A 20,302-nucleotide genomic window follows, 5' to 3' on the forward strand; every position below is an offset into this window, starting at 1 on the left:
AATGGTGTCACGTATTCGATCCATGATCCCGGCGGCCCTGCGGTCGGTGAGGTTCTCTCACTGGATGAACCAGACGCAGTTGGAGATTTCGTCATCACGAAGATGCAGGCGGCGAATGCCGAAGCGGCGACTCAGCAAGAGGTTCCGTTGTTTCTCACTGCCGCGAGAAAATCTTCGTTCGCCTGGATGAGACAGTTCTTGAAGGCGACCCTTGAATCGAGAGTTAAACTTGCCGAGGAAAAGCAACCAAATCTATTTTTAGTATGTCGTTGATGTGCGAGTTCAGAGCATCTTAGAGAGCGCGAAACAAAACAAATCGAGGAATGCAAGCTCCTTTACAGGTAGTCGCCTCGGCGAGGTCTTGCAAGCGGCTAGCGACCAAATCCATTCGGCCCATCTGCCAGGCTATGGCCGAGCGGGCTAGACGGGACAACTTGTGCCCGGGGTGCTTTTCAAGGAAGGCGGTGAGACGATCGAGCGCCTTGGCAGTGTGATACTTCTGCAAGTAATGAACCTCGATCTCGAGGAGCGGCCAATCCACAGCGGTGCGGCGATGCAGCTCATCAAAGGTGTCTAGAACTATCTGATCGCGATTCAAGCGTCCTGCACATTCGATCAACTGCATGGGGTCGAAAACCGGCGTTTCATATGAAAAGAGGTCTTCGAAAAGAGGCAGCGCCTCGTTTAGCCGGCCCATGTTCATCAATACTCGCGCCAGGAATTCGCGTGTGCTGAGGTGAGTCCCTGGTGCCAAGTTGGCAAGTGCCTCACTGACCCTACCTTCTGCATCATGCGAATGTCCGTCACCTCTCAAGACATATGCACTCAATGCTTGCCAAGTGACTACATCGAGGTCTTCCCTGGACGCCTGCAAATAAGTGGAAGCGCGGCCCCATGCACCATCGCTCGCGAGCACTTGGACCACGCTAATTACGATGGGCGGACGCATCATCTCCGGCAGAGATGAGAGGACTTGCTTTTCGAGCAGCTCAACAGAGCTCTCGCTGTCGCCCGCGCCGCCACGCACTCTCAGAGCGCGACTCAACATCATACAAACATCAGCCCGATCTTGAATATCGAGCGCCTGCTCCAAACTGGTAATGTCGACCTCTATCTTGTTTTCTATTGAGCGAGCACTAGCAGATTACTCACATCTTTCGGGTTTAACCGGTACGCCTGCTTCGCGTCGGCGCCAGCGGCTTTATTGTCACCAGCAAAAAGGTAGAGCTCGCATCGCGCGGCGAGGGCTTGAGCCTGAACGTGAAGGTCAGATTGTGCTTCAGCAAGCGCACGAGCCTTGGTAGCCGCAATGATGCCTTCGTCTATTACCTGCGAGCGCTTCAGCGTACTGGCGTGCTGAAGAGCAGGAGGTTGAAGAGTGAAACCGATTCCGCAGTGAGCTCCGAGAACGTAGCCCTGTGGCCAGTCTGTTCCGCTCTCTTGCGCTTGTAGAGCACAGAGCCGCGCCGCTTCGAGCCGTCCAGCATTCAACAGCTTGGCACAGAGCAGCGTTCACCTCGGGATCACTTCGAAGACGTTCGTGAACCGCAAGTTCTATTTCTTCGATGGGCACGTCAGCCGGTGCCGTAGTGATCCAGATCGATAGCAAACGGCCGGAGTCGGGGAATCTCACACGCCGTTCGGCGGCCAAATCGAACGCCTTCTTGTCTTCACCCAGCAGGAAATGTGCGAAAACTTCGTTTTGTGCTCGCACGTTCATCATCCGGCTCAAGAGTACCAGCTTCGAGAAAGAAGTTAGCAGCCTCATCCCCTCGACCCAACTTGAAGATGGCCGCTCCCAAGTTTGCTTTCACCCGGTATTGCTACCGATGATTGAACTCAGCACCGTGCCGCTCTTGAAGTCGTTTCAGAAGGGATTCTGCCGCTTGGAAGCGATTACTGTTGATGTAGCCAGCTGCCTCGTCAATCTCCGCGTCGATGACGCTGCCGGAGTCGATCTTGTCCTCCTGAGCTGCCATCCGGACAACCTGGACCAGCCTCGGAACCAATTTCTTGTCTAGATAAAGGTCGATATCCGCTTGCGGCATGACGACAATAGCTTGAAAGAAGCGCTGGTAAACAGAGGTATTCCCCCCGAACCCGCTGGCTAAGCGTAATCCCGTCCTGACGTTTCAAACCGAACTGGGTTGTGAGCCTCTCAACCAGCTTCGGTCCGATCGAATCCCAACGGAAATGCTCGAGTGTCTTATAGGTGGAGGTCACTTTCTGAAAGGCGCTCAAGACCTCGCCGGCGTCGATCTTATTGGGCCACTCCGCGATCAGCGTGTCCGCCTTTTCCGTGAAGCCCCGCGGTGCCCAAAGCTCATAGGTAATTGAAGTCTTCAGAAGAAAAGCCTCAATCTCATCGAAGAGCACCAGCTTTACAAGTTCCTGAAAAAGTCTGGCCTCCCAACCTTCTTCAACAGGTTCTTGCATTGAATGACACGGATCAACAAGCCGTCTTTGTGCACGAGCAGGTCGCGGCCTTTATCCCCCGACGCCTGGACGAGTGTGACCGTATAGACTTCGTCCGCTCCGTCGAGCTCTAGCAGGTAGGCAAGAATCTCGAACCGCCGCCCTCCCAAAGAAGAGAACGGCAACTCGTCGGTGTTGTGATCGATTGAGGGGTCGAATTGCTCGGCTCATCTTCTCCAACGAGGGTGTCGGCTTGTTGGTAGATGGAGGGCAGCCGCATTTTGGGGGGCTTTTACATTCTATATCTTAGCGAATCCTAGAGCCCCAGGCTATCGTTCACCGCGATCTCGATGTCTTGCTCCGACCCCAGATAGCGTTCGGTGGTCTGGATTGAGGAGTGGCCGTTGTTTTGAGAATTATCTGGCGTAAATCTTTGAGCGATAAGATAAATGGCATAAGCAGCGTTTCACCGCTGCGGGCTGAACTTTCACCGCCAAGAGGCTCGGGCGCAGGTTCTCTTAACGAATGACCCGGTTACCGGGAATTGGTCTCTACCAAATCGGAAGACGCGATGGAAACTCCAGCTTTCTAGGTGCCGCTTGGTACCGATAAGCCCCAATATCGCTCAAACATTTACGCCAAATTGCGATCCAAGCTACAGCTTATTGAGCTAACCTCGCCCTAGCACACGTGGCATTCCGTTTCTTGAAGTGTCCCCTTTGGATTACGCTAAAATGGTAGGAATAATTCCTACCAAGGGAGATCCATCTTTATGGCATCCGTCGAGAAGATTAGCATCGCCCTTCCTCCGGAGATGGTGGCCGTACTGCGTCAGGCTGTCGACACCGGAGAATATGCGTCGAGCAGCGAAGTCGTGCGGGACGCTCTCAGGGACTGGACGCAAAAAAGAAACTTGCGGCAACAGGGAGTCGAGGAGCTGCGCCAGGTGTGGCAGCAGGCAATCGAGAACAGAAAGCCGGGTGTTCCTGTTGAAGATGTTCTTGATCGGCTCGAGCAAAAATACCAGGCAATGGTAGACGGAGCGAATGCGGTCAGATAATGCGCGTTGAGCTTTCAAGTTTCATCGAGAGCGATCTCGAGGCCATTGCCGACTATATTGCGCAGGATAATCCGATGCGCGCCGTCAGTTTCATTCGTGAGATCCGTGAGGAACTCCGTCTTGTCGCCAGGATCCTTTGCTCTATCAACTTCGGCCAGAGATAGGTGAAGACGCACGCCTGGCCGTCGTCGGTCGTTACGTGATCTTGTTCCATATCGTCGGTGAGGTGGTCAGGATAGAGCGAGTGATCTTCGGAGGACGTGATCTTCCTACGCTTTTTCAGTAAATAGGAGTATCGCGTCAGCGCAACTCTCACAGTCCCAAATTATCATTCACCGCCACTGCGATCTCCTGATCTGATCCCAGAGATCGTTCCGTAGTCTGGATCGAAGAATGCCCCAGAAGGAATTTGATCTGTTCGAGATCCCCTCTGTTCTTCCGGCACAGCTTGGCGCAGGTTCGCCGAAGGTCGTGGGCGCCGAGATGTTCGATCCCGATTTGCTTCGATGAGCGTTCAACTATTGACCAGACCGCCCAGTCGCTCAAAGTGTCGCGATTGACCTTGCCGCTCTTGGAGACTGAACGGAGCAGGCGGCCATCGTTAATGTCAGCCGCGGTCATCCAGAGATCGATTCCCTTCTTGACCCAGATCGGGATAGCCACCGTCCGGATCCGCCGGCCTTTGCCCTCGAGGTCCGCCAAGACCCACCGGCCTTCTCTTTGCTGAATGGTCTCGACATCGAGCTCGGCCAGTTCGTTCCGCCGGAGGGCGCAGCCGACCAAAAGAGCCAGAATGACGTAATCTCGCTTCCCTTTTAGGGTCGAACGGTCAGGAACGGTCAGGAGGTCCTTGGCCTGCTCGCGGGTCAGCCAGTTTCCAAGGCGAGTTCCCCTCTGGCGGATGTTGGGGATGTCGGTAAGGCTTGCCGCCTCCTCCTGGCCGATCATCCCGGCCCGGCGAGCTTCGCCGACCATCTTCCGCACGGCCGAGAGCCGACATTAACAGTAGAGGGAGACAAAGATTCGAGCGTCGTTCGCCACTCCATGAGCAGCTCCCAGGAGAGAGGTCGGCTGGCACAGAATCGGAAGAGGTCATCCAAAGTCTTGGCGCAGTTGCGTCGGCTATGAGGGGAGGAGACCGAGTCGAGGACCATCTTTCGGAGCAAAGTCTGGGCCGGAGTCATGGCGAGAGGCTCCCCTTCTCTGCTTTCGGGTGCTGAAGCGGCCAAAATGAGCTCGTTGGTCATGAAACGATATTATCCCTGACAATTGACATTGTCGCGGGATAAATATTCATTCTAAATGAGTTAGTCGAAGATAACGCGCAACATCTACTAAGACGGGTAAACCGACTGAATGACCGAGTTAAGTCGATTCCTCACCCTTTAGCGTGTTCAGGCGCATAGACGCTATCCCCTTCGTCAGCCTGAAACGCGCTACAGCGGCGTAATATCGCACGAGGAAACGACTTGAGCTTGCCCACGCATTTCCTAGACTGCCCCAAGCTTTGTACGAACAGAGAAAGACGACGAAGGGGTTGATATTTCGAACGTCATTCCGCGCGAATCTCTACCACCGCTACCGCGTAGGGCTCAAGATCTACGGAGAAATCCTTTGCATAATTCATTGGCCGGCTCACCGGCGCGATCGCATTCGGATGCTCGGTTGAGGCGGAATCCTTCAGATCTGCTGCAACGGTGTGCAACTTCGCGACGGCCTTATCAGGTACGGATGTGCCTTGGAGTCGCACGAGTAGTGTGGACCGTTCTGCTCGATAGTTGACCGCTTTGATCACGATACGACGGCCATCGGCGCTCGCCGTAGCCACAGCTTCGACGGAACCACCCAGCCACTCCGACGGGATCATCGTCGATATCTTGTCGAACAGTATCTTGCGATCTGGGACGTCGTGGAAAGCCCCGGTTGCAGATGCAAGATATCGCTCGGCGTAGTGCTCGCGTAAGAGCTTCTCTACAACATAGCTTCCCCCTGGAAACCATGAGACGTGATCGTGATAGATGGAGGAGGTCCACTTGGGATCGTCGGTCGTGTTCCGCATGAGCAGCGCGGGGCACGTCATTGTGAGGCCGGGGCTGAGTTGCTCATAGAGCATCAGGCTGCCGGCCGCATGCAGTCCAGCCCGCCAATCGTATGTATGCTGGAGGCTCCATTCGAGGACGCCGATTTCAATGTTCGGGCGCTTCGAAGCGCGAACGTAGTCCCGCAGCTTCGTAAGGTAGTCGCGGATTCGTCTCAGACCAGTCTCAAAGTTCTCTGGTTCGTACTCGTAGTTGTGACAGCCTATGACGTCGAAGTTGTCTCCGGCAAGATCGATCACCTTTTCGCTCCAATCCATATCATTGGACCGCTTCTGTCCACACGCCACGATTCGAGCCTTGGGAGCAATTGCACGCAGCCGACTGCCATAGACGTTAACGATTTCCGCATACCGCTCTGGCGTGAAGCCGTTATTCATGGGCTCGTTGTCGATCTGGAAGAATTTCACACCGTATGGATCGGGATGACCGTTGGACGCTCGCAGCCGTCCCCATTCGGTCGTCGGTGGATCATTGAGGTAATGGACCCAATCGATGGCGTACTGGACCTGCTTAGGCTCCGTACCCGGGCAAGCGAGTGTGATCAGCGGCTCGGCGTTGAGCTTCCGGCAAAGGCCAAGGAACTCTTCTGTCCCGAACCCAAAATAATCCGAATAACCGCCCCAGTAAATATTGGGATGGTATCCGCGCGAGGCGTATCGGCCGATACCTTCTTTCCACTTGTATGTCGAAGCAAAGGAGCCACCAGGCCAACGGATGAAGGATGGACGGAGATCCTGGAGAGCCTTCAGCAGGTCGGGGCGCAACATGCCGTCACGACGGACATCGGCGCGCATCATTGAGATGAAATCCAGCAACAGCGTGCCGTGGCCCGTCGCGCTAATGTCGATCGAGGCCTGGGCATCTCGCACCGAGCTAGTGAAGGAATAGGGAATCTCCTGCCAATCCGACCCAGCAAATGCTAGGGGTATTGATGCGATTGGTAAGCCTTTGGAACTTGCAACCCGAAGCGTCAGCTGAGGAGATCCCTTTTCGCGTTTGATCCAGAGAGAGCCGTCATACTTGGTCCCCGTATCGAGAAAGAGACGCCCTTGCCGAACGCCAGCGTAACCGCCATCAACATGTAGGCGCACGCTCTTCCTGCCGTTCTGGAAATCGAGGTCTGCAACCTCAACACGGCCGCGGTCCGAGAACATCTGCCAGTATGTCTTGAAGTCTTCACCCTCGAAACCCGCACCGCGAATCTGTTCGGCGAAGAGCCCATCCTCCACTGAGTGGTTGATGTGTTCGAGAAACTGCCCGTAGATTCGCTCATCGATGGGAATCGTCACCCTGTCCGTATCGACGAGCAGGACTGCAACCCTGGCCTCGCCTGTGGCCGGGTCAGCGCTCGAAAGCAATGGGCTCGACATGGAGGACAGCGGGCCAACAGCGGTAGCTGCTAACGAACTCACGAGGAAACTTCGTCGGTTCATGTGCGATAGGCTCCCATCCGAATTATCTAATGGCTTTGGCTGACGATAAGAAGTCTTCGTCGAAGCCGTCGAACGGCGTCACATCAATGGTCACTGCAAGTCGCCTTAAAGCAGAGGTTCTTGCTAAAAAATGGCATCACGTGATTCTGGAAGCGATCAGCAACGGCACTTGTATGGGTTCCCTGGTAGATCTCGAAGCTGTTTTGCAAACCATATAGATCGAATATTTCGTGAAGCTTCATGGCATCAACCTTGAGACCATCCTTGTCGCCAACGTCCATTGAGATGCCCTTATATCGACGTAGATTGCCGATGTATTGATCGCCAAAGGCCAGGGGAGCGTTCGCGGCCCACTTCGCAAGAATGTCTGGCTCCAGCTCACCATTTTTGACAGGAAGATCAAGATAGAGAGGTGGATTCTTCGGATCGGGGGACCACGCCGCCGCCGATGCCAGCTGCGCTCTTGTGCCAAATGGAAGCGATGCAGAATCCGACGGTGTCTTCATGCTCTGTACTGCTTTTTCGAGCTCGGACGCCGCAGGGCCGATCTTGCGTGCCGACAGGCAACACGGACTCATGATGTAGAGGCTGCCAAAGACATTGGCGTGCTTCATGCCAATACGAGTTGCACCGTAGCCGCCCATGGAATGTCCGACAAGTCCACGGCTCGCACGATTCGGCATTGTTCTGTAGTGTGCATCGACGTAGGCGACTACATCTTTCGCGATGAACTGTTCGAAATCGCCAGTCGTAATCGAACTGGAGTACATAGAGCCGTTGTGAACAGTCTTTGAGTCTGGCAGAACGACAATCATTTCCTGCGCACCCTGGGCAAATGCCCCTTCGATGGTCTGCGGTACGTGAATCTCCTTGCTCCACTGCTCGGCTCCGATGGAGTAACCGTGCAAGGCATACACCACGGGGTAGCGGCGCTTCTTGTCAGTCGCATAGCTTGGAGGCAGGTAAACAATCACCGGTCGATCGACAGCGTCGCCTTCCAGGTTTCCTTCGAGCGAGGCGCCGTGGACGGTGATCTGCTCCACCTTCGCTGGCTTTGCTCCAGGCACGACAGCCGGTACCAGAGTTTGAACCTGAGCCTGCATGCCTGTGGCGAATAGAAGCCCGAGTTGCATCAGTGATTGCAGCGCGAATCTTTCTTTCCGCATCGGTTCTCCAGTTAGGTTCGTTAGCTCAGCAATATCTTGCGGACGCTTCCGTCAGGATCGTCCACCATGTGGCACGTCTTGTCGAAGACCATCGTCTGGCATCTCGATGCATCACTTGGTGTCCATGCAAGTTCAGGTTGGCTCGGATCTCCGCTGTGGGCAAAATTGGCCCACGCCGTGCTCATCTTCTTCGCAAGTGCCTGAGCCTCTGTTGTATTCCCAGTGCCCTGCTCACATCGTTTCGTATTGTCGAAGCAGAATGCCAGTTCAGCTGTATGCCATGCGCCACATTCGCCGCCGAGCATAGGCGACTGCCAAGTAAACCAGTATTGATAGACGGGTGCACCTCCCTGCCCGTGCTTCAGCCTCACCATACGTTGCACATTGTTGCGTGCATTCAACCCCTGAACGCCATACGACAAGGTCCGAATACTCTTTTCAGGATGGGCCTTCTTCATCGCTGCAATGAGAGCAACGGCCTTATCTTTGCTATAAGCTTTGGTCAGCGTCTCTTGCCACTCTACTTCTGTGGGATTCAACTTGTACTGCATGCCTTCTTCACTCACTGACCCGATAAGCATTGGGACATTCTTCGAGACTTCAGGAGCCGTGTCGTAAAAAGATCGAACCGTTACGGAGCGACCATCCACCGTCGGCGACCAACCGACCCTTGGGACCGTAGGCGGAATTGAGCCCGGCCCAACAAGACCTATTGTCGCGGGATTGATCTTGGCAATAGCAGCATTGCCCGCGGCGAAGAGTCGCGACCACTCCATCTTCTTCAATGATTCGATATCGTTCTGCGCGAGCCCTAGTTCTTTCATCACCTGACGCGCCAGTTCCTTCGACTGCTCCGCGCTTGGGATATTTCCCCCTCCGCCCGACTGCACTCCAGCCCGATGGATGAGCCCCGCGGCCGAAGGCATGCCCATAAGGCAGGTAACCTTGGATCCGCCGCCAGACTGGCCATAGATCATGACCTTGTCGGGATCGCCGCCGAAGTTGGCAATGTTCTCGCGGATCCAGCGGAGCGACGCTACAAGGTCCGTCATACCGACGTTCACCGAATCTTCGTAAGACGAACCTCCAATCTCGGAAAGATCGAAAAAACCCAGGATATTGAGTCTGTGGTTCACAGACACCTGTACGACGTCATGATTGCGGGCCATCTGAGCGCCCTCATGCGAGGGCAGTTCGTACGCGGAACCGAAGCTAAATCCGCCGCCGTGGAAGTACACCATTACGGGACGATTCCCGGTAAGACCGGGCGTCCAGATATTCAGCTTGAGCATGTCTTCGCTCATGTAGCCGTCATCCCAATCGTAGAGAAACGACATCTCGATCGATTTGTAATTGTGCAGCGTCTGCGGGCAGTTCGCTCCATAGACCAGTGCCGGATACTCGTCCTTCCAGCTAGTTGGTGGCTTCGCCGGTAGCCAGCGATTTTCTCCTGATGTGTCCTGACCATAGGGGACACCTTTGAAGGTGTATACCCCTCCACTAACATAACCCCGCGCTTTACCGTACTGAGTCTTCGCAACTGCGCTCTGTGGAGTGCTGCAATTCCCCGCCTCCTGATGCGCAGCCGTTTTGGTGCTGTCGAGAGCGAGTAGTGGGCTACTCAGCGTCGCTCCTGCACCTGCTGAAACGGACAGAAGTAGGGCCTGGCGTCGGGTCAAGTGAGTACTGTCTCTTATGTGTTTGTTCATCATTAACTCCGAATTGGGAAGCATATGCGACAGAGATGAGCTTGAAATGAACAAACAGACGCTTAAGGGGCTCATGTCAGGCAGCAACATACTAACCTAAAACTGGCAGTTTCTTCGAGGGCAAAAATAAATGCCATATCACCACTGAGCAGCATCACTTGGGGATTCGCACGGCTCACAATCATCACGAGGCTGGAACCATAGGAAGCGGCGGTCGAATCGAACCGTGACATCCCCAGGTCCGTTTGCCGTCCTTCAACCGCTTCTCGTAGCTGAAGCCCTTGCGGTTCAAAGTGTCCCACGGCCAGGGTGAACCCTACCGATGATGGTGATCTTGCATGGAATTAAACTGGATCCGCTCGTACGTTACAGATGGGGCGATTTAAGGGCCTTCATGGCGGGTCGTTCTACAGACCCGTCCTCGTATCCACCTCGATAGGGGTATCAAAAGAAATTCTCCACGACCAGGAACAGAGTTAGAACGGAGAACAAGCATGGCAATGAAGTATCAGAAGGGCACCGTCTACCTTTCGGGGCAGAAGGTGAAGATGTGGTACGGCAAGTACATGGTGTACCAAAAGAATCAGGACGGAAAGGAGGTTCGTAGTCACCGCAACGTTTCGATCTGCCCAAAGGCCATACACCCAAATGGAAGGCCCAGCAGATGTTGCAAGAAATGATCATCAAGGAGAGCGGGGGACCTGGCAGGGTGCCTACGCTTCCGCCCGACGACTCAGTGACTTTTCGCTGGTTTGTAAATCAGCGATACATCCCGATGCGAGAAGGTGCATGGAGTTCTGCTTACAAGAAGTCGAACACATATGAGCTTGGACACTACCTCATCTCGCATTTTGGAGACCTGCCCCTTCGAAAGCTGGACACCTTCGGGATCCAGATTTGGCTAAACCAATTGGCAGCGAAGGACTATTCAGAGGCCGTGGTTAGTCATTGCTTCACTAACATCCGCGCAATCACTCGTCTTGCCAAGAAACAGAAATACCTTAGCGAAGATCCCGGAGAAGACGTGACTAAACCACAGACCAAGTCGGTTGAGAGGCCAGTCATGACGAGAGAGCAGATTCTCTCGCTGCTTGGAGCGATCAATGATGTGCATGATCTCTGCCTGCTTTGCGTCGGTATATTCTGCGGGCCGCGCGCCAGCGAAGTGATGGGAATGCAATGGAAATCATGGAATGGCGAATCGCTGACGCCACATGCTACCGCCTACGAAGGCACGCTCTACGTAGGCAGATTCAAAACAAAGCAGAGTAAAGCGCCCATCCCGATACCGGAGTTGGTTCGTCCGGTCATCGAGAACTGGCGACGGCTTTGCGCTGACTCCTCCCCTGATGCCCTGATGTTCCCCACGTTCGGACGTGGAAAACGGAAAGGGCAGGCCGTACCCCGCTGGGGAAAGAACTTCCTGACATGGAACGTGCGTCCGATCGCCCGTAAGTTGGGAATCCCCGACCACCTCGTCACCTTTCAGGTGATGCGAAGGACGTTGGGTACGGATATGCAGAAACATGGAACGTTGAAAGACACTCAGACCATACTGCGGCATGCCAGCATCACGACAACCGGCGACGTGTATGTCCAAACGATTGAACAGAGTGTTCTGCAAGCTGTGAACTCACGCACTGCTGCAGTGCTCGAGGGCTGGACGGCACCGGTGGAAAGCATGGGTGTAGCAGGGCGGAACTTGAGAATTCGGCGAAGTTCGGCGAAATAGAGAAAGGAGTTTGCTGTATGTGATTGATATGGCTCCTGAGGTAGGACTCGAACCTACAACCCTTCGGTTAACAGTTGCGAGCGAGCCATTACTCCCTATTACCCTCGTATGCCTAGGCGCCATTAGATCATGGGATTCTGGTAGTTTTTGGGAGAATTGGTTTACCGCCAATTTCTCCCATTTGCTTTTCAGGGTCCCCGGTATTTTCCCCGGTGTCAAAACCATCGAGGCCTTCACACCACGCTTCAGGCACGAGATACATAACCTCCTACGGAATGCTCTGTCCGAAACATATTGATTCTGGATTGCCTGTTTGGAGCTAGCTCATAGACAGGTCAGTTTATTTGTCCGCCCCCACCCCCCCTCAATCGTATCGACCGCAAACGCCCCCGCTCTCTGAAAAATAGAAAAGCTTTAAAAAAATTAAAGGCGCAAGTTTAGTGTCTCTTCGGTCTGTGCCAGTCGCTGAGCCCCGAGGTCACCGCTCATTGCTGATTGAATGCTTTCAGAAACCTGCGTAGATATCCTCCGCGCGGTCGGACCATCGGAGGCTAAGTCTCCCTAGTTATTGTCTTGCTCCCCTTGCGGTAAGGTAGCAACGCGAAAATGTCTCTTTGAAAAGCAAAAAAATACAAGGGCCAGAATCAGGCGCAAGACTATTAGGGTGCCTCAGGGGCACTAAACTCGAAAGGCGCATTATCGTCAGCGGGTTTTCTGCCGCCTATTTCGGCAGCAATGATGGGTTCCGAAACTTCATAGCTTAAATTTGGCCTCCTATCAAATCAGGCGCAAGTTGGCGCGCGTCACGGAGATTGAATTACGCACGCCACCTCTCATTCCAGTTCTCGAGCGGTCCAACGGCGGATGGCAGTCTAAAACGCAGATGTCGCACAGATAAGGGAACATACTTTCAATATCTGTTCTGATCCGTCCTCTGAAGGATGCCCTTGACTGCGCCGCGACGAAATTTGATAAGAAGTCACTGAAACGAGAAACCATAATCCACTGCGATTCGCGGTCTCGCGCTTCCAGACCCAATCCTTGCGCACTCCAACTCTTGGTCGACGCTTTCAGTCAATGGCAGATATTTGGCCAGTTCCAGTTTTTAATGCAGGTCAGGACTTGCCGTTTCAATCCACGCTTCCCGTGTGGGAAGCGACGAAGAAGCGTTTTGCTTAAAGTGGTTCAGGTTGTTTCAATCCACGCTCCCCGTGTGGGGGGCGACGGAGACTCACTTTGGCTACACAGCCGCTATCTGCCGTTTCAATCCACGCCCCCATGGTGGGGGGGCGACGACGGCGTACGATCACTTCAACGGCTTCTATAGGTTTCAATCCACGCCCCCGCGTGGGGGGCGACATGGAACGCGGCTAAAGAATCTCAGCCAGTGATTGTTTCAATCCACGCCCCCGTTGGGGGCGACTTTTCCTGCGTCTTACCCAGCCACCCGTTCGCGCCGTTTCAATCCACGCCCCCATGTTGGGGGCGACACAAGAGAGGCAGCATGAGTGCAGCATTCGGAGATGTTTCAATCCACGCCCCCCGTGTGGGGGGCGACTCGCAAAGGTGAAAAGGCATCACCTGTAATGTTCTGGTTTCAATCCACGCCCCCATGGGGGGCGACTAAGAATCCCCAAAGCAGAGCTGACGTAGATCAGGTTTCAATCCACGCCCCCATGTGGGGGCGACTTCCAACGGTGAAGATCGTCGCGTCAGGAACGGTGTTTCAATCCACGCCCCCCATGTAGGGGGGCGACGAAACGAGGAGAAGGCTAGATGGCAACCAAAGGTGAGCAGGAAGCGGCGTTTCAATCCACGCCCCCATGGAGGGCGACACTATGCAGCAGCGGAGAGCAGGGCGCATAAAGCGATTTCAATCCACGCCCCTATGTGGGGGGTGACGCTTACTTGTGGGGGCGATCATGGTGATTCAGGAGTTTCAATCCACGCCCCCATGTGGGAGGCGACAAAGCGCAGCAAGAGCGTATCGGGGGACAGGGATGTTTCAATCCACGCCCCCATGTGGGAGGCGACGGCAGCCCTGCTAAATCGCACAGACTGCTAGAGTTATCATGCCACTTTTGCGTACCGTTAACCATAGCGCCGAAGGTGGCATTTCTTGCTATCGCGACTTTTCTTCGAAGATACAGGCAGAACGCGGTATTTAGAGCTAAGCGAATCTTCCGATACCTGCGTGTGCGCTTGAGATCCGCGCTTTTACATTCAGTTAGACGATCAAAGCTCCTTCCGGATAGTAGGCTATGCTGAAGCCCCTGATGGGCAGGTAATTCTCGGGGGGCGACCACGCGGTCGCACCTCGGTTAGAATCCGTCGATCTCCTCAGGCGTAAGGCCGTCGAGCGCGTCGAGCGTGTAGGTGCCATCGTTCGCCACATGCAGCGAGCGGTGCACTTTGGCCGACGAAAGTTGTCCGGCCTTGGAATTGTGTTTCCACCAGAGCACCTTGAGCACCTCCATGCTGCCTTCGGGCCGAGCCGACGAGGCGTCGTTCTCGAAGAGCTTTGGCAGGACACCCTTCATGACCTGTGAGTCCGCCTCGCTGAAACCGGTGCGTGCGGCGAGTTGTGGATTCATGCTGCCGTAGAAGACGTAAATCGCCTCATCTACGCGATGCTTCATGCCCATGGTGTCTGAGCCGCGCTTGGTGCCGTCGCCATCGCCCGAGACGCTCTTTGTAATCTGCGTGCTAGTTACATCGACGGGTTGCAGACTGAATGCGGATTGAACCGTGACGGGACCCCGAATTGGGATCGAGACGCCCGTATCACCATCTTCATCGGAACCTTTTGCCTTCGACTTTTTTGGTAGTGCGAAGAGTTGACCGAATGCCCGCACATCAAACCACGTTTCGTTGGCCAGTTTTGCCGTTTCGGAGGATCCGAATCTTTTGCCAAGCTTTTTTTCGGCGCGGTCGCGGAGACTCACTGCATCGTCGTTCTTGCGGTCGTCGGACTGCACAAACACGGATTCACCTGCGTCCAGCAGGCGGTCGCGCATTTTGCGCTTTAAGCAGACATCGGTGATCTCGCCATAGCCGTTGTAATCCGTGCGCGGGCGATTGCCGTTCAATGGATCGCCGTTCGGGTTTGCGTGGCTGACTCGGATGATAACGGCAAAGTCGATCTTGTGCTGCAGTGCGTTCACTTTCATTCTCCTGACGTGGTAGGGGTGTCGACAGGTGGAGTAGTCGGGGTTTTCTCTGGTTGCAGAGCGGCACGCTGGCAGTGGTAGCCAAGAAGGAACTCGGCGTCCAGTCTACCGGGACGGATGAAGTCGTCACCTTGGAATTTAATGGAAATGTCGTCGAGCAGCTTTCTCCAATTGTGCAAGGTTCCACCGCGACTGCTCTGGAGACGCGCCATGTACGGGCGCAGCGCAAGTTCGATGGTGCGCCACGTAGTCGCCGGATGATCTGCGAAGCGCTGCATCAGCCGCTCGGCAGTTGTTTCGCGGGATTCCTTCTGCAAGTAGAGCGAATAACTCTCAATCCTCTCGGCCACGGCGAGCAGACGACCGAACAGGTAGTCCCGCGTGGTGCGAGTTTCTTCAAGTGACATCGAATAGTGCTCCTTTCTTCTGCTCCCACGAATCAATGCACAGGCGATGCCCAGCGTTCGCTCCCATTCCCAATGCTCCTGGCCCACGCGATTGAACGCGCGTTGTGCACAGGCCCGAACCATGTCGCGTGGAATCGGCTGTCCGTCGATGATCGACGGCAGCAGCCGTTCCACAGTGGACTTCCGAAGCTTTTCATCCGCACGTCGGCCATAGGCGGCTTCGGCAATGTCGCGTGGGGCGGGCGCACCAATGAAGCGGCGTTCCTTGCCCATATTTTGGGACCACGCGGCGTTCTCATGCCAGTCATGAATGCGTGCCAGGAACTCCGAGCCGCTTAGCTCCCGATAGTAGGTGATTGCCATACGTCCGGGAGTAGCGGAGTCAAGTCCCATCACGACGATGTCGTCGCGATCCGTAAATTGAGCGGCGTAACCCGCGATGCGCTTATTCAGCTTCCGGGCAAATAGCTGTCCCGCGTCGCCCTGGTAAGGTTCCGGATCATCGATGTCAAAAAGGTCGTTCGAACCGGCAATGATTGGCGGCACGGGCTGTCCTTTTACAGCCCATGCAACGATGGCCTGATCGCCCTGTTTGTATCCCTGTCGGGCGATAAGCCAGCGCAGCGCGTTGTGAGCCTTCTGGGATGTTATGCTGCCTAAGCTGTACACCTGTTCTGGCAGTTCGAACCGACCACGAAAGGTGTACCCAGTTGAGTCGTTCGACGAAATGAGCTTTGCCCCATCCGCTCCATGCCGCAATCGCTTGGGATGGCTGGCTGCGGAAGTAACTATCTCCCCAGTCGCCATACACAGCGCCTTCGCGCTCGGTCCTTTGTCTACATAACGCGCCCACGACCTCTGAACCTCTTGATCCTGCCACAGGTTCGAGTTGGGATCGCCGGGCATCTCTACCCGCCAGCGCACAAAGGCATCACCAGCATCGCGTTTGCCTTCCTTAGCTGTGAGAATCTTGAACAAGATCGGAGGCGTACCATTCTCTATGGGCCATACTTCCATCAACTTGCCAGCACCGTCGCAGGGCAATAAACCTTCCCTCACAAGATCCCTTATGACGGTGCCGCTTTCGACATAGCGCAAGACAGCCACTACTTTTGGGTTCGCTTCCTGCTCTGCCCATGCACGCAACTCTTTGAGGTAGAGAGCGTGTTGCGAGTCTTTAGCGCCGCCGAAGGCCTTGTAGTCGGCCGCGACGTATTGCAGTTTATCGACCAGCGGATGAGCGATCGGACCGGAGGTCCGGCCAGCCGAAGACTCGGTTGCCGGGATGAAGATCGTCTCCTTGACAACTACACTGGCGCGACGGAATTTCCCCTCACCGTTGAGTGTTATCTCCAGATGCGTTTGTTGTTCGGTATGACTGACAGGCATCAGAGGCGCACTGGCGAACTGTTCCAGTCCTGTGCAACGGTCGTAGGTTTCGTAGAGCTTTTGTATCCAGCTCACGCGATACCACCAATGTTTGTGGCGTACTCCTGCGCCTCGGTCTCGACATATTGGAGATTCTCTCCCGCGCCGAAGTGCTTCGGCGTCATAGCGCGAATCTCCTTTTTCAGCCGCCGAGCATCGGGGCGATGGAAGTCGATTACTCCATCGACTAGTTTTGGATCCCAGAAGTTGCTTGCCAGCTTGTTCTCGCCCGTCTCATCCGGGTAGTCGAAGCTGTGGAACATGAGGCCGTACTGCACCTCTCCTGAACTGTCATAGGCCCCGTCTCCCGACCCGAAGACACAAGGTTCTACGTAACCCTGGCAGTCGCGGGTCCCGAGAAAGATGTCCTGCCTGCCGCCGCGTTCGAGGCTACGTTTGGCAATCTCAAAGTGTTTGCCATCGTTGCGGTCTTTTGCGAGTTCAGGGCGGTGTTTGTTCCACTCAAAGTGCGCTCTTACCTGATACTCAACTCCGGGCTGCTGCGTGGTCACGTCCGGGTCGCCAGTCAGGTAGGTGTAGATCGCAAGCGTGTTCCCACCACTTACATAATCCATCGGCTTCATGCCTTTGGTTTGAGTACGAATGCGTTTCATCACACGCACCTGATCGATCGTCCAGATAATCGTTGGCTTCCAGTAGATGCTCTTGACAATCCCCTTCAGTGCTTCATAGGTCGGCAGATGGTAGGAACACTTCTCTCCGCCCACACGAGTCAGCGGGTCAGTAAACATCGCATACCGTCCCCAGACGCGGAACTCGATCGTATTCTTTGGTGTGCTATGCAATGATGCTCTCCATTCTTACAGTGCCGTCGAGGTCTAAACCGAACTCATTCGAGTAGAAGCCTTCGCGGAGACATCGCACACCGGTCTCTGGTTGAGCTTCTGGGATTACACCCTGCCGGTCCAGGCTCAAAAGCTCATGCGGAAACAGATTAACCGTGTACTGTTGCGCTTGTCTCAATAGACGAAATTGTGACAGAAGATCCTGTTCGGAACATAGAGCGGCGATGATTTCTTTCCCACTGGTCCCAAATGGGACAACAACGCCCTGGCTAATCATCTCAATGGCCTGGAACTCGCGGGCTGCACTCAGGAAGGACTGCATCATTCCGCCCTCGCGCTCGCTTGGTGGCCATGTATCCGCTGTGGCCAGACTGTTCCTTCCCAGCATGCTCAGTAGGGTATCGTCTCGTTCGATGTTCACAGGGTAGGCCATAAGTTTGCTGCGGGCAAAAAAGTGATAAGTAAAGAAGGTATTCATCTGCTCTGGGTCGGATAGCTCGAAGGGGATACTGTCCTTTGCATCCTTCCAATCATTCAGTACCCGGGAAGCATTGCTTTGGGCAGACCTGATCTCTTCGAGGACCTTTGGCAGAGGAGCCGCCAGTTTTACGATATACACCAACCCCGAGCTACGGTTCCCGTTGCGATTGCAGCGTCCCGCTGCTTGAGCTATCGAGTCCAGGCCTGCAAGATCGCGAACGACTGTCGCGAAGTCGATATCGACCCCGGCTTCGATCAACTGTGTACTCACGCAAAGCACTTGCCGGTTTTCTGAGAGAGCCTTCTTCATTGCTCCTAACGCCTGTAGCCGATGGGCCGGACACATGTGAGTACTTAAGTAGACGAGAGACCCATCGTCAAAACCATGCAATTGGAGCCGTGCTTTGCAATCCGTGTAGATGGCGAGAGCATCGCGCTTGGTATTCACAACCACAAGACAGCTTCCATGTCGGAGGGTCTCTTCGACCGCGAGGTTGGCGACCTCCAAGGGCTGCCAGCCGCCCGGCTTGCGAGTCTGGTCTAGCGTTTCGTGCCGCTTGAGGTCGCGGAAAAGCTGAGGTGCATCGGGCATCAGTTCGGAATCGGCTGACAGACGCATTGCGCCCTTTGCTTTGTCTACTTCATGTAATAGCGGCTGCGTAGCGGTGCAAAGCACAACGCTCGCACCGCACTGTTCGACCAGAAAGTTGACTGCGTTATTGAAGAGGTGAATCGTCCGCACCGGCAGGGTCTGAACTTCGTCAAAGATGATAATGGCGTTGGCGAGTGCGTGCATTCTGCGCACCGACCGCGTACCTCCACCAAAGAGTGCCTCCAGGACCTGCACCGCCGTAGTGAAGACGATCGGAGCGTCCCAGTTTTCTGCCAACACGCCGCCGCGCCAACTCTCTTTGTCCGGCGTTAAGTTCGAGTGATGTTCCAACACAACAGATGCAAACTGGCATCCTTCCACCTCCAGTACGTCGCACACGATCTTGGCATTTTGATCGACAATAGAGATGTAAGGGCTGACATAGATGACCCGATCCATCGCCCACAGCTTTGCGTGGTGAAGCGCGAACCGAAGACTAGCGAGTGTCTTGCCGCCACCGGTGGGCACAGTCAAGGTATATATGCCCTTAGGCCGCCCAGACGCTTCACGGCAGTGGCCGGATATCTGCTGCCGCAAGGCATTGACATGACTGTTCGACGAAAAGCCGATCAGGTGCTGCTCTAGACGACCAACCAATGTCGCCCAGGGCACATACTCACCGTGTTGGCGAAGGCGTGCACTCGAAGGCTTCTCGAAATCAGCAGTATCGGTGCGGTCGGCGTCAATGAGACAACTAAAAAGCATTCGCACTAGCAGACCGATTTTGAACGGCTGGATGATTTTGTCAGGGTCGGCCGAACGAATACTTTCAAAGGCCGCATCCACCTCTTGGGAAAGTGCCGGGTGAGCGAGCAACTCGTCGGCCTGCTTCTGGATTCCCGGATCCATTTTGCCGATGGCTTCCTTCATGTGCGTGTCGGCGTCGGCCTTCTTCATCCTTCTTGTCAGATCGTCGATACCATCTGGTTTCACGCAGTCGATCAGCCCGGAGTGATGCGAAGCGATGCATACAGCGAGTAGTTCCCCGGCTTGCCTCACCGGTCGGGTGGCGGCTGGGGAAAGGTGCTTCCATATCCACTGGGCACCGGCCGTTGAGTGATCGACACGACCTTTCACAACCTCATTCTGTTCCATTTCCATGCCTGCGATGTCAGAGGCCTCGCGCAGATACTGCTGGAACGCCTGAGAGTACTTACCGACGTCGTGCAGCAGACCAATCAGCTCTCCTGCCTGTCTCATCGCAATCTTTGCGCCCAGTTGCGCACTCAGCTTGGAGACCTGGAGGAGATGATCCGTCAGCAGTTGGTTCTTGCCATCCCGTCCCAAGTGGGCAAGGAACAGTCTCTCGTTTTTTTGTTGACTAGCTCCGGAAGATCCTTCGTTGAAATACGGCCGAGTTGATGCGTCGGGCACAATGAAATCTCCAAACCTCAGGCCACGCCAGACTACACGAGGGACAAAATTGTCGGCATAGCTGACAGCGCTCCCCCGGACCTCGTGGTGTTGATGGATGTTGATGGGAACGTCAGGGAAAGCCTGAAGATAAATTTAATAGAATGCCAGCTATACGAGCTTTCGAGCACAAGACAGCCCGGCGGTGATATGCAGGCAATTCCTGTGCGGCCCGCTACCAAACTTTGTCGCTAGCGACGGCTATAGGACCGAGATGTGGACGGCGGTGAATACTGGAACGTTGGCTCACGATTTGACGTTTTCCTGGACTTTTCAGCATTGGAAGAGATCAAGCACCAATTTTGGTAAGCGGGAAACGAGCGATAGTTCAT

The 20,302-nt window shown here is 54.8% G+C and carries 16 protein-coding genes; 4 read left to right on the top strand and 12 right to left on the bottom strand.

Features of this window, described 5'->3' with window-relative positions; genetic code table 11:
- Positions 1–273 (top strand): hypothetical protein (locus tag AC5S26_RS24635; RefSeq protein ID WP_494187612.1); only part of this gene is annotated, 273 nt, incomplete at its 5' end.
- 19 nt (positions 274–292) lie between these two features.
- On the opposite strand, the gene AC5S26_RS24640 is transcribed toward AC5S26_RS24635, so the two are convergent.
- The 4 genes from AC5S26_RS24640 to AC5S26_RS24655 all read right to left on the bottom strand — a co-directional run bounded on the left by AC5S26_RS24640 (position 293) and on the right by AC5S26_RS24655 (position 2,600).
- The gene (locus AC5S26_RS24640; protein ID WP_494187613.1) at positions 293–1,093 is read right to left on the bottom strand and encodes a tetratricopeptide repeat protein; all 801 of its coding nucleotides are present in this window, start codon (positions 1,091–1,093) and stop codon (positions 293–295) included.
- 29 nt (positions 1,094–1,122) lie between these two features.
- Positions 1,123–1,491: a hypothetical protein gene (locus tag AC5S26_RS24645; RefSeq protein ID WP_494187614.1), complete on the bottom strand. Its 369-nt coding sequence runs from the start codon at positions 1,489–1,491 to the stop codon at positions 1,123–1,125.
- 332 nt (positions 1,492–1,823) lie between these two features.
- Positions 1,824–2,048: a hypothetical protein gene (locus tag AC5S26_RS24650; RefSeq protein ID WP_494187615.1), complete on the bottom strand. Its 225-nt coding sequence runs from the start codon at positions 2,046–2,048 to the stop codon at positions 1,824–1,826.
- 333 nt (positions 2,049–2,381) lie between these two features.
- On the bottom strand, positions 2,382–2,600 hold the full coding sequence (locus AC5S26_RS24655) for a restriction endonuclease (protein ID WP_494187616.1): 219 nt from the start codon (positions 2,598–2,600) through the stop codon (positions 2,382–2,384).
- A 587-nt stretch (positions 2,601–3,187) separates the two neighbouring features.
- Between AC5S26_RS24655 and AC5S26_RS24660 the strand changes: the two genes are divergently transcribed.
- Both AC5S26_RS24660 and AC5S26_RS24665 read left to right on the top strand, forming a co-directional pair.
- Positions 3,188–3,475 (top strand): ribbon-helix-helix domain-containing protein, encoded by a 288-nt coding sequence (locus AC5S26_RS24660; protein WP_494187617.1) that lies wholly within the window; start codon positions 3,188–3,190, stop codon positions 3,473–3,475.
- Positions 3,475–3,639, top strand: a complete 165-nt coding sequence (locus AC5S26_RS24665) for a type II toxin-antitoxin system RelE/ParE family toxin (RefSeq protein ID WP_494187618.1) — start codon at positions 3,475–3,477, stop codon at positions 3,637–3,639. Before AC5S26_RS24660 ends, AC5S26_RS24665 begins: the two co-directional genes overlap by 1 nt.
- Before the next feature lie 148 nt (positions 3,640–3,787).
- Here the strand turns inward: AC5S26_RS24665 and AC5S26_RS24670 are convergent, their stop codons facing one another.
- The 4 genes from AC5S26_RS24670 to AC5S26_RS24685 all read right to left on the bottom strand — a co-directional run bounded on the left by AC5S26_RS24670 (position 3,788) and on the right by AC5S26_RS24685 (position 9,852).
- A complete protein-coding gene (locus tag AC5S26_RS24670) occupies positions 3,788–4,450 on the bottom strand; it encodes a tyrosine-type recombinase/integrase (protein ID WP_494187746.1) in 663 nt (220 codons plus the stop codon).
- A gap of 577 nt (positions 4,451–5,027) precedes the next feature.
- Positions 5,028–7,007, bottom strand: a complete 1,980-nt coding sequence (locus AC5S26_RS24675; protein ID WP_494187619.1) for an alpha-L-arabinofuranosidase family protein — start codon at positions 7,005–7,007, stop codon at positions 5,028–5,030.
- Positions 7,008–7,090: 83 nt separating this feature from the next.
- Positions 7,091–8,173 (bottom strand): alpha/beta hydrolase, encoded by a 1,083-nt coding sequence (locus tag AC5S26_RS24680; protein WP_494187620.1) that lies wholly within the window; start codon positions 8,171–8,173, stop codon positions 7,091–7,093.
- 20 nt (positions 8,174–8,193) lie between these two features.
- The gene (locus AC5S26_RS24685) at positions 8,194–9,852 is read right to left on the bottom strand and encodes a carboxylesterase/lipase family protein (RefSeq protein ID WP_494187621.1); all 1,659 of its coding nucleotides are present in this window, start codon (positions 9,850–9,852) and stop codon (positions 8,194–8,196) included.
- A gap of 694 nt (positions 9,853–10,546) precedes the next feature.
- On the opposite strand from AC5S26_RS24685, the gene AC5S26_RS24690 reads away from it, so the two are divergent.
- On the top strand, positions 10,547–11,614 hold the full coding sequence (locus tag AC5S26_RS24690; protein ID WP_494187622.1) for a tyrosine-type recombinase/integrase: 1,068 nt from the start codon (positions 10,547–10,549) through the stop codon (positions 11,612–11,614).
- A 2,321-nt stretch (positions 11,615–13,935) separates the two neighbouring features.
- Here AC5S26_RS24690 and cas7c read toward each other — a convergent pair.
- Genes cas7c through AC5S26_RS24710 form a run of 4 tightly spaced genes read right to left on the bottom strand, consistent with a single transcriptional unit; the run spans position 13,936 to position 19,931 of the window.
- Positions 13,936–14,778: a type I-C CRISPR-associated protein Cas7/Csd2 gene (gene cas7c / locus AC5S26_RS24695; protein ID WP_494187623.1), complete on the bottom strand. Its 843-nt coding sequence runs from the start codon at positions 14,776–14,778 to the stop codon at positions 13,936–13,938.
- A 2-nt stretch (positions 14,779–14,780) separates the two neighbouring features.
- Positions 14,781–16,655 (bottom strand): type I-C CRISPR-associated protein Cas8c/Csd1, encoded by a 1,875-nt coding sequence (gene cas8c, locus AC5S26_RS24700; protein ID WP_494187624.1) that lies wholly within the window; start codon positions 16,653–16,655, stop codon positions 14,781–14,783.
- Positions 16,652–17,425, bottom strand: a complete 774-nt coding sequence (gene cas5c / locus AC5S26_RS24705; RefSeq protein WP_494187625.1) for a type I-C CRISPR-associated protein Cas5c — start codon at positions 17,423–17,425, stop codon at positions 16,652–16,654. Before cas5c ends, cas8c begins: the two co-directional genes overlap by 4 nt.
- Positions 17,418–19,931 (bottom strand): CRISPR-associated endonuclease Cas3'', encoded by a 2,514-nt coding sequence (locus AC5S26_RS24710; protein ID WP_494187626.1) that lies wholly within the window; start codon positions 19,929–19,931, stop codon positions 17,418–17,420. Before AC5S26_RS24710 ends, cas5c begins: the two co-directional genes overlap by 8 nt.
- Positions 19,932–20,302 lie beyond the last annotated feature (371 nt).

Source organism: Edaphobacter sp. FHG110511_03 (assembly GCF_059115365.1).

Excerpts from the sequence above, each read along its gene's own strand:
- AC5S26_RS24680 (WP_494187620.1), bottom strand. The coding sequence starts at position 8,173 with ATGCGGAAAGAAAGATTCGCGCTGCAATCACTGATGCAACTCGGGCTT.
- AC5S26_RS24670 (WP_494187746.1), bottom strand. The coding sequence starts at position 4,450 with ATGGTCGGCGAAGCTCGCCGGGCCGGGATGATCGGCCAGGAGGAGGCG.
- AC5S26_RS24675 (WP_494187619.1), bottom strand. The coding sequence starts at position 7,007 with ATGAACCGACGAAGTTTCCTCGTGAGTTCGTTAGCAGCTACCGCTGTT.
- AC5S26_RS24665 (WP_494187618.1), top strand. The coding sequence starts at position 3,475 with ATGCGCGTTGAGCTTTCAAGTTTCATCGAGAGCGATCTCGAGGCCATT.
- AC5S26_RS24690 (WP_494187622.1), top strand. The coding sequence starts at position 10,547 with ATGTTGCAAGAAATGATCATCAAGGAGAGCGGGGGACCTGGCAGGGTG.
- AC5S26_RS24650 (WP_494187615.1), bottom strand. The coding sequence starts at position 2,048 with ATGCCGCAAGCGGATATCGACCTTTATCTAGACAAGAAATTGGTTCCG.
- AC5S26_RS24660 (WP_494187617.1), top strand. The coding sequence starts at position 3,188 with ATGGCATCCGTCGAGAAGATTAGCATCGCCCTTCCTCCGGAGATGGTG.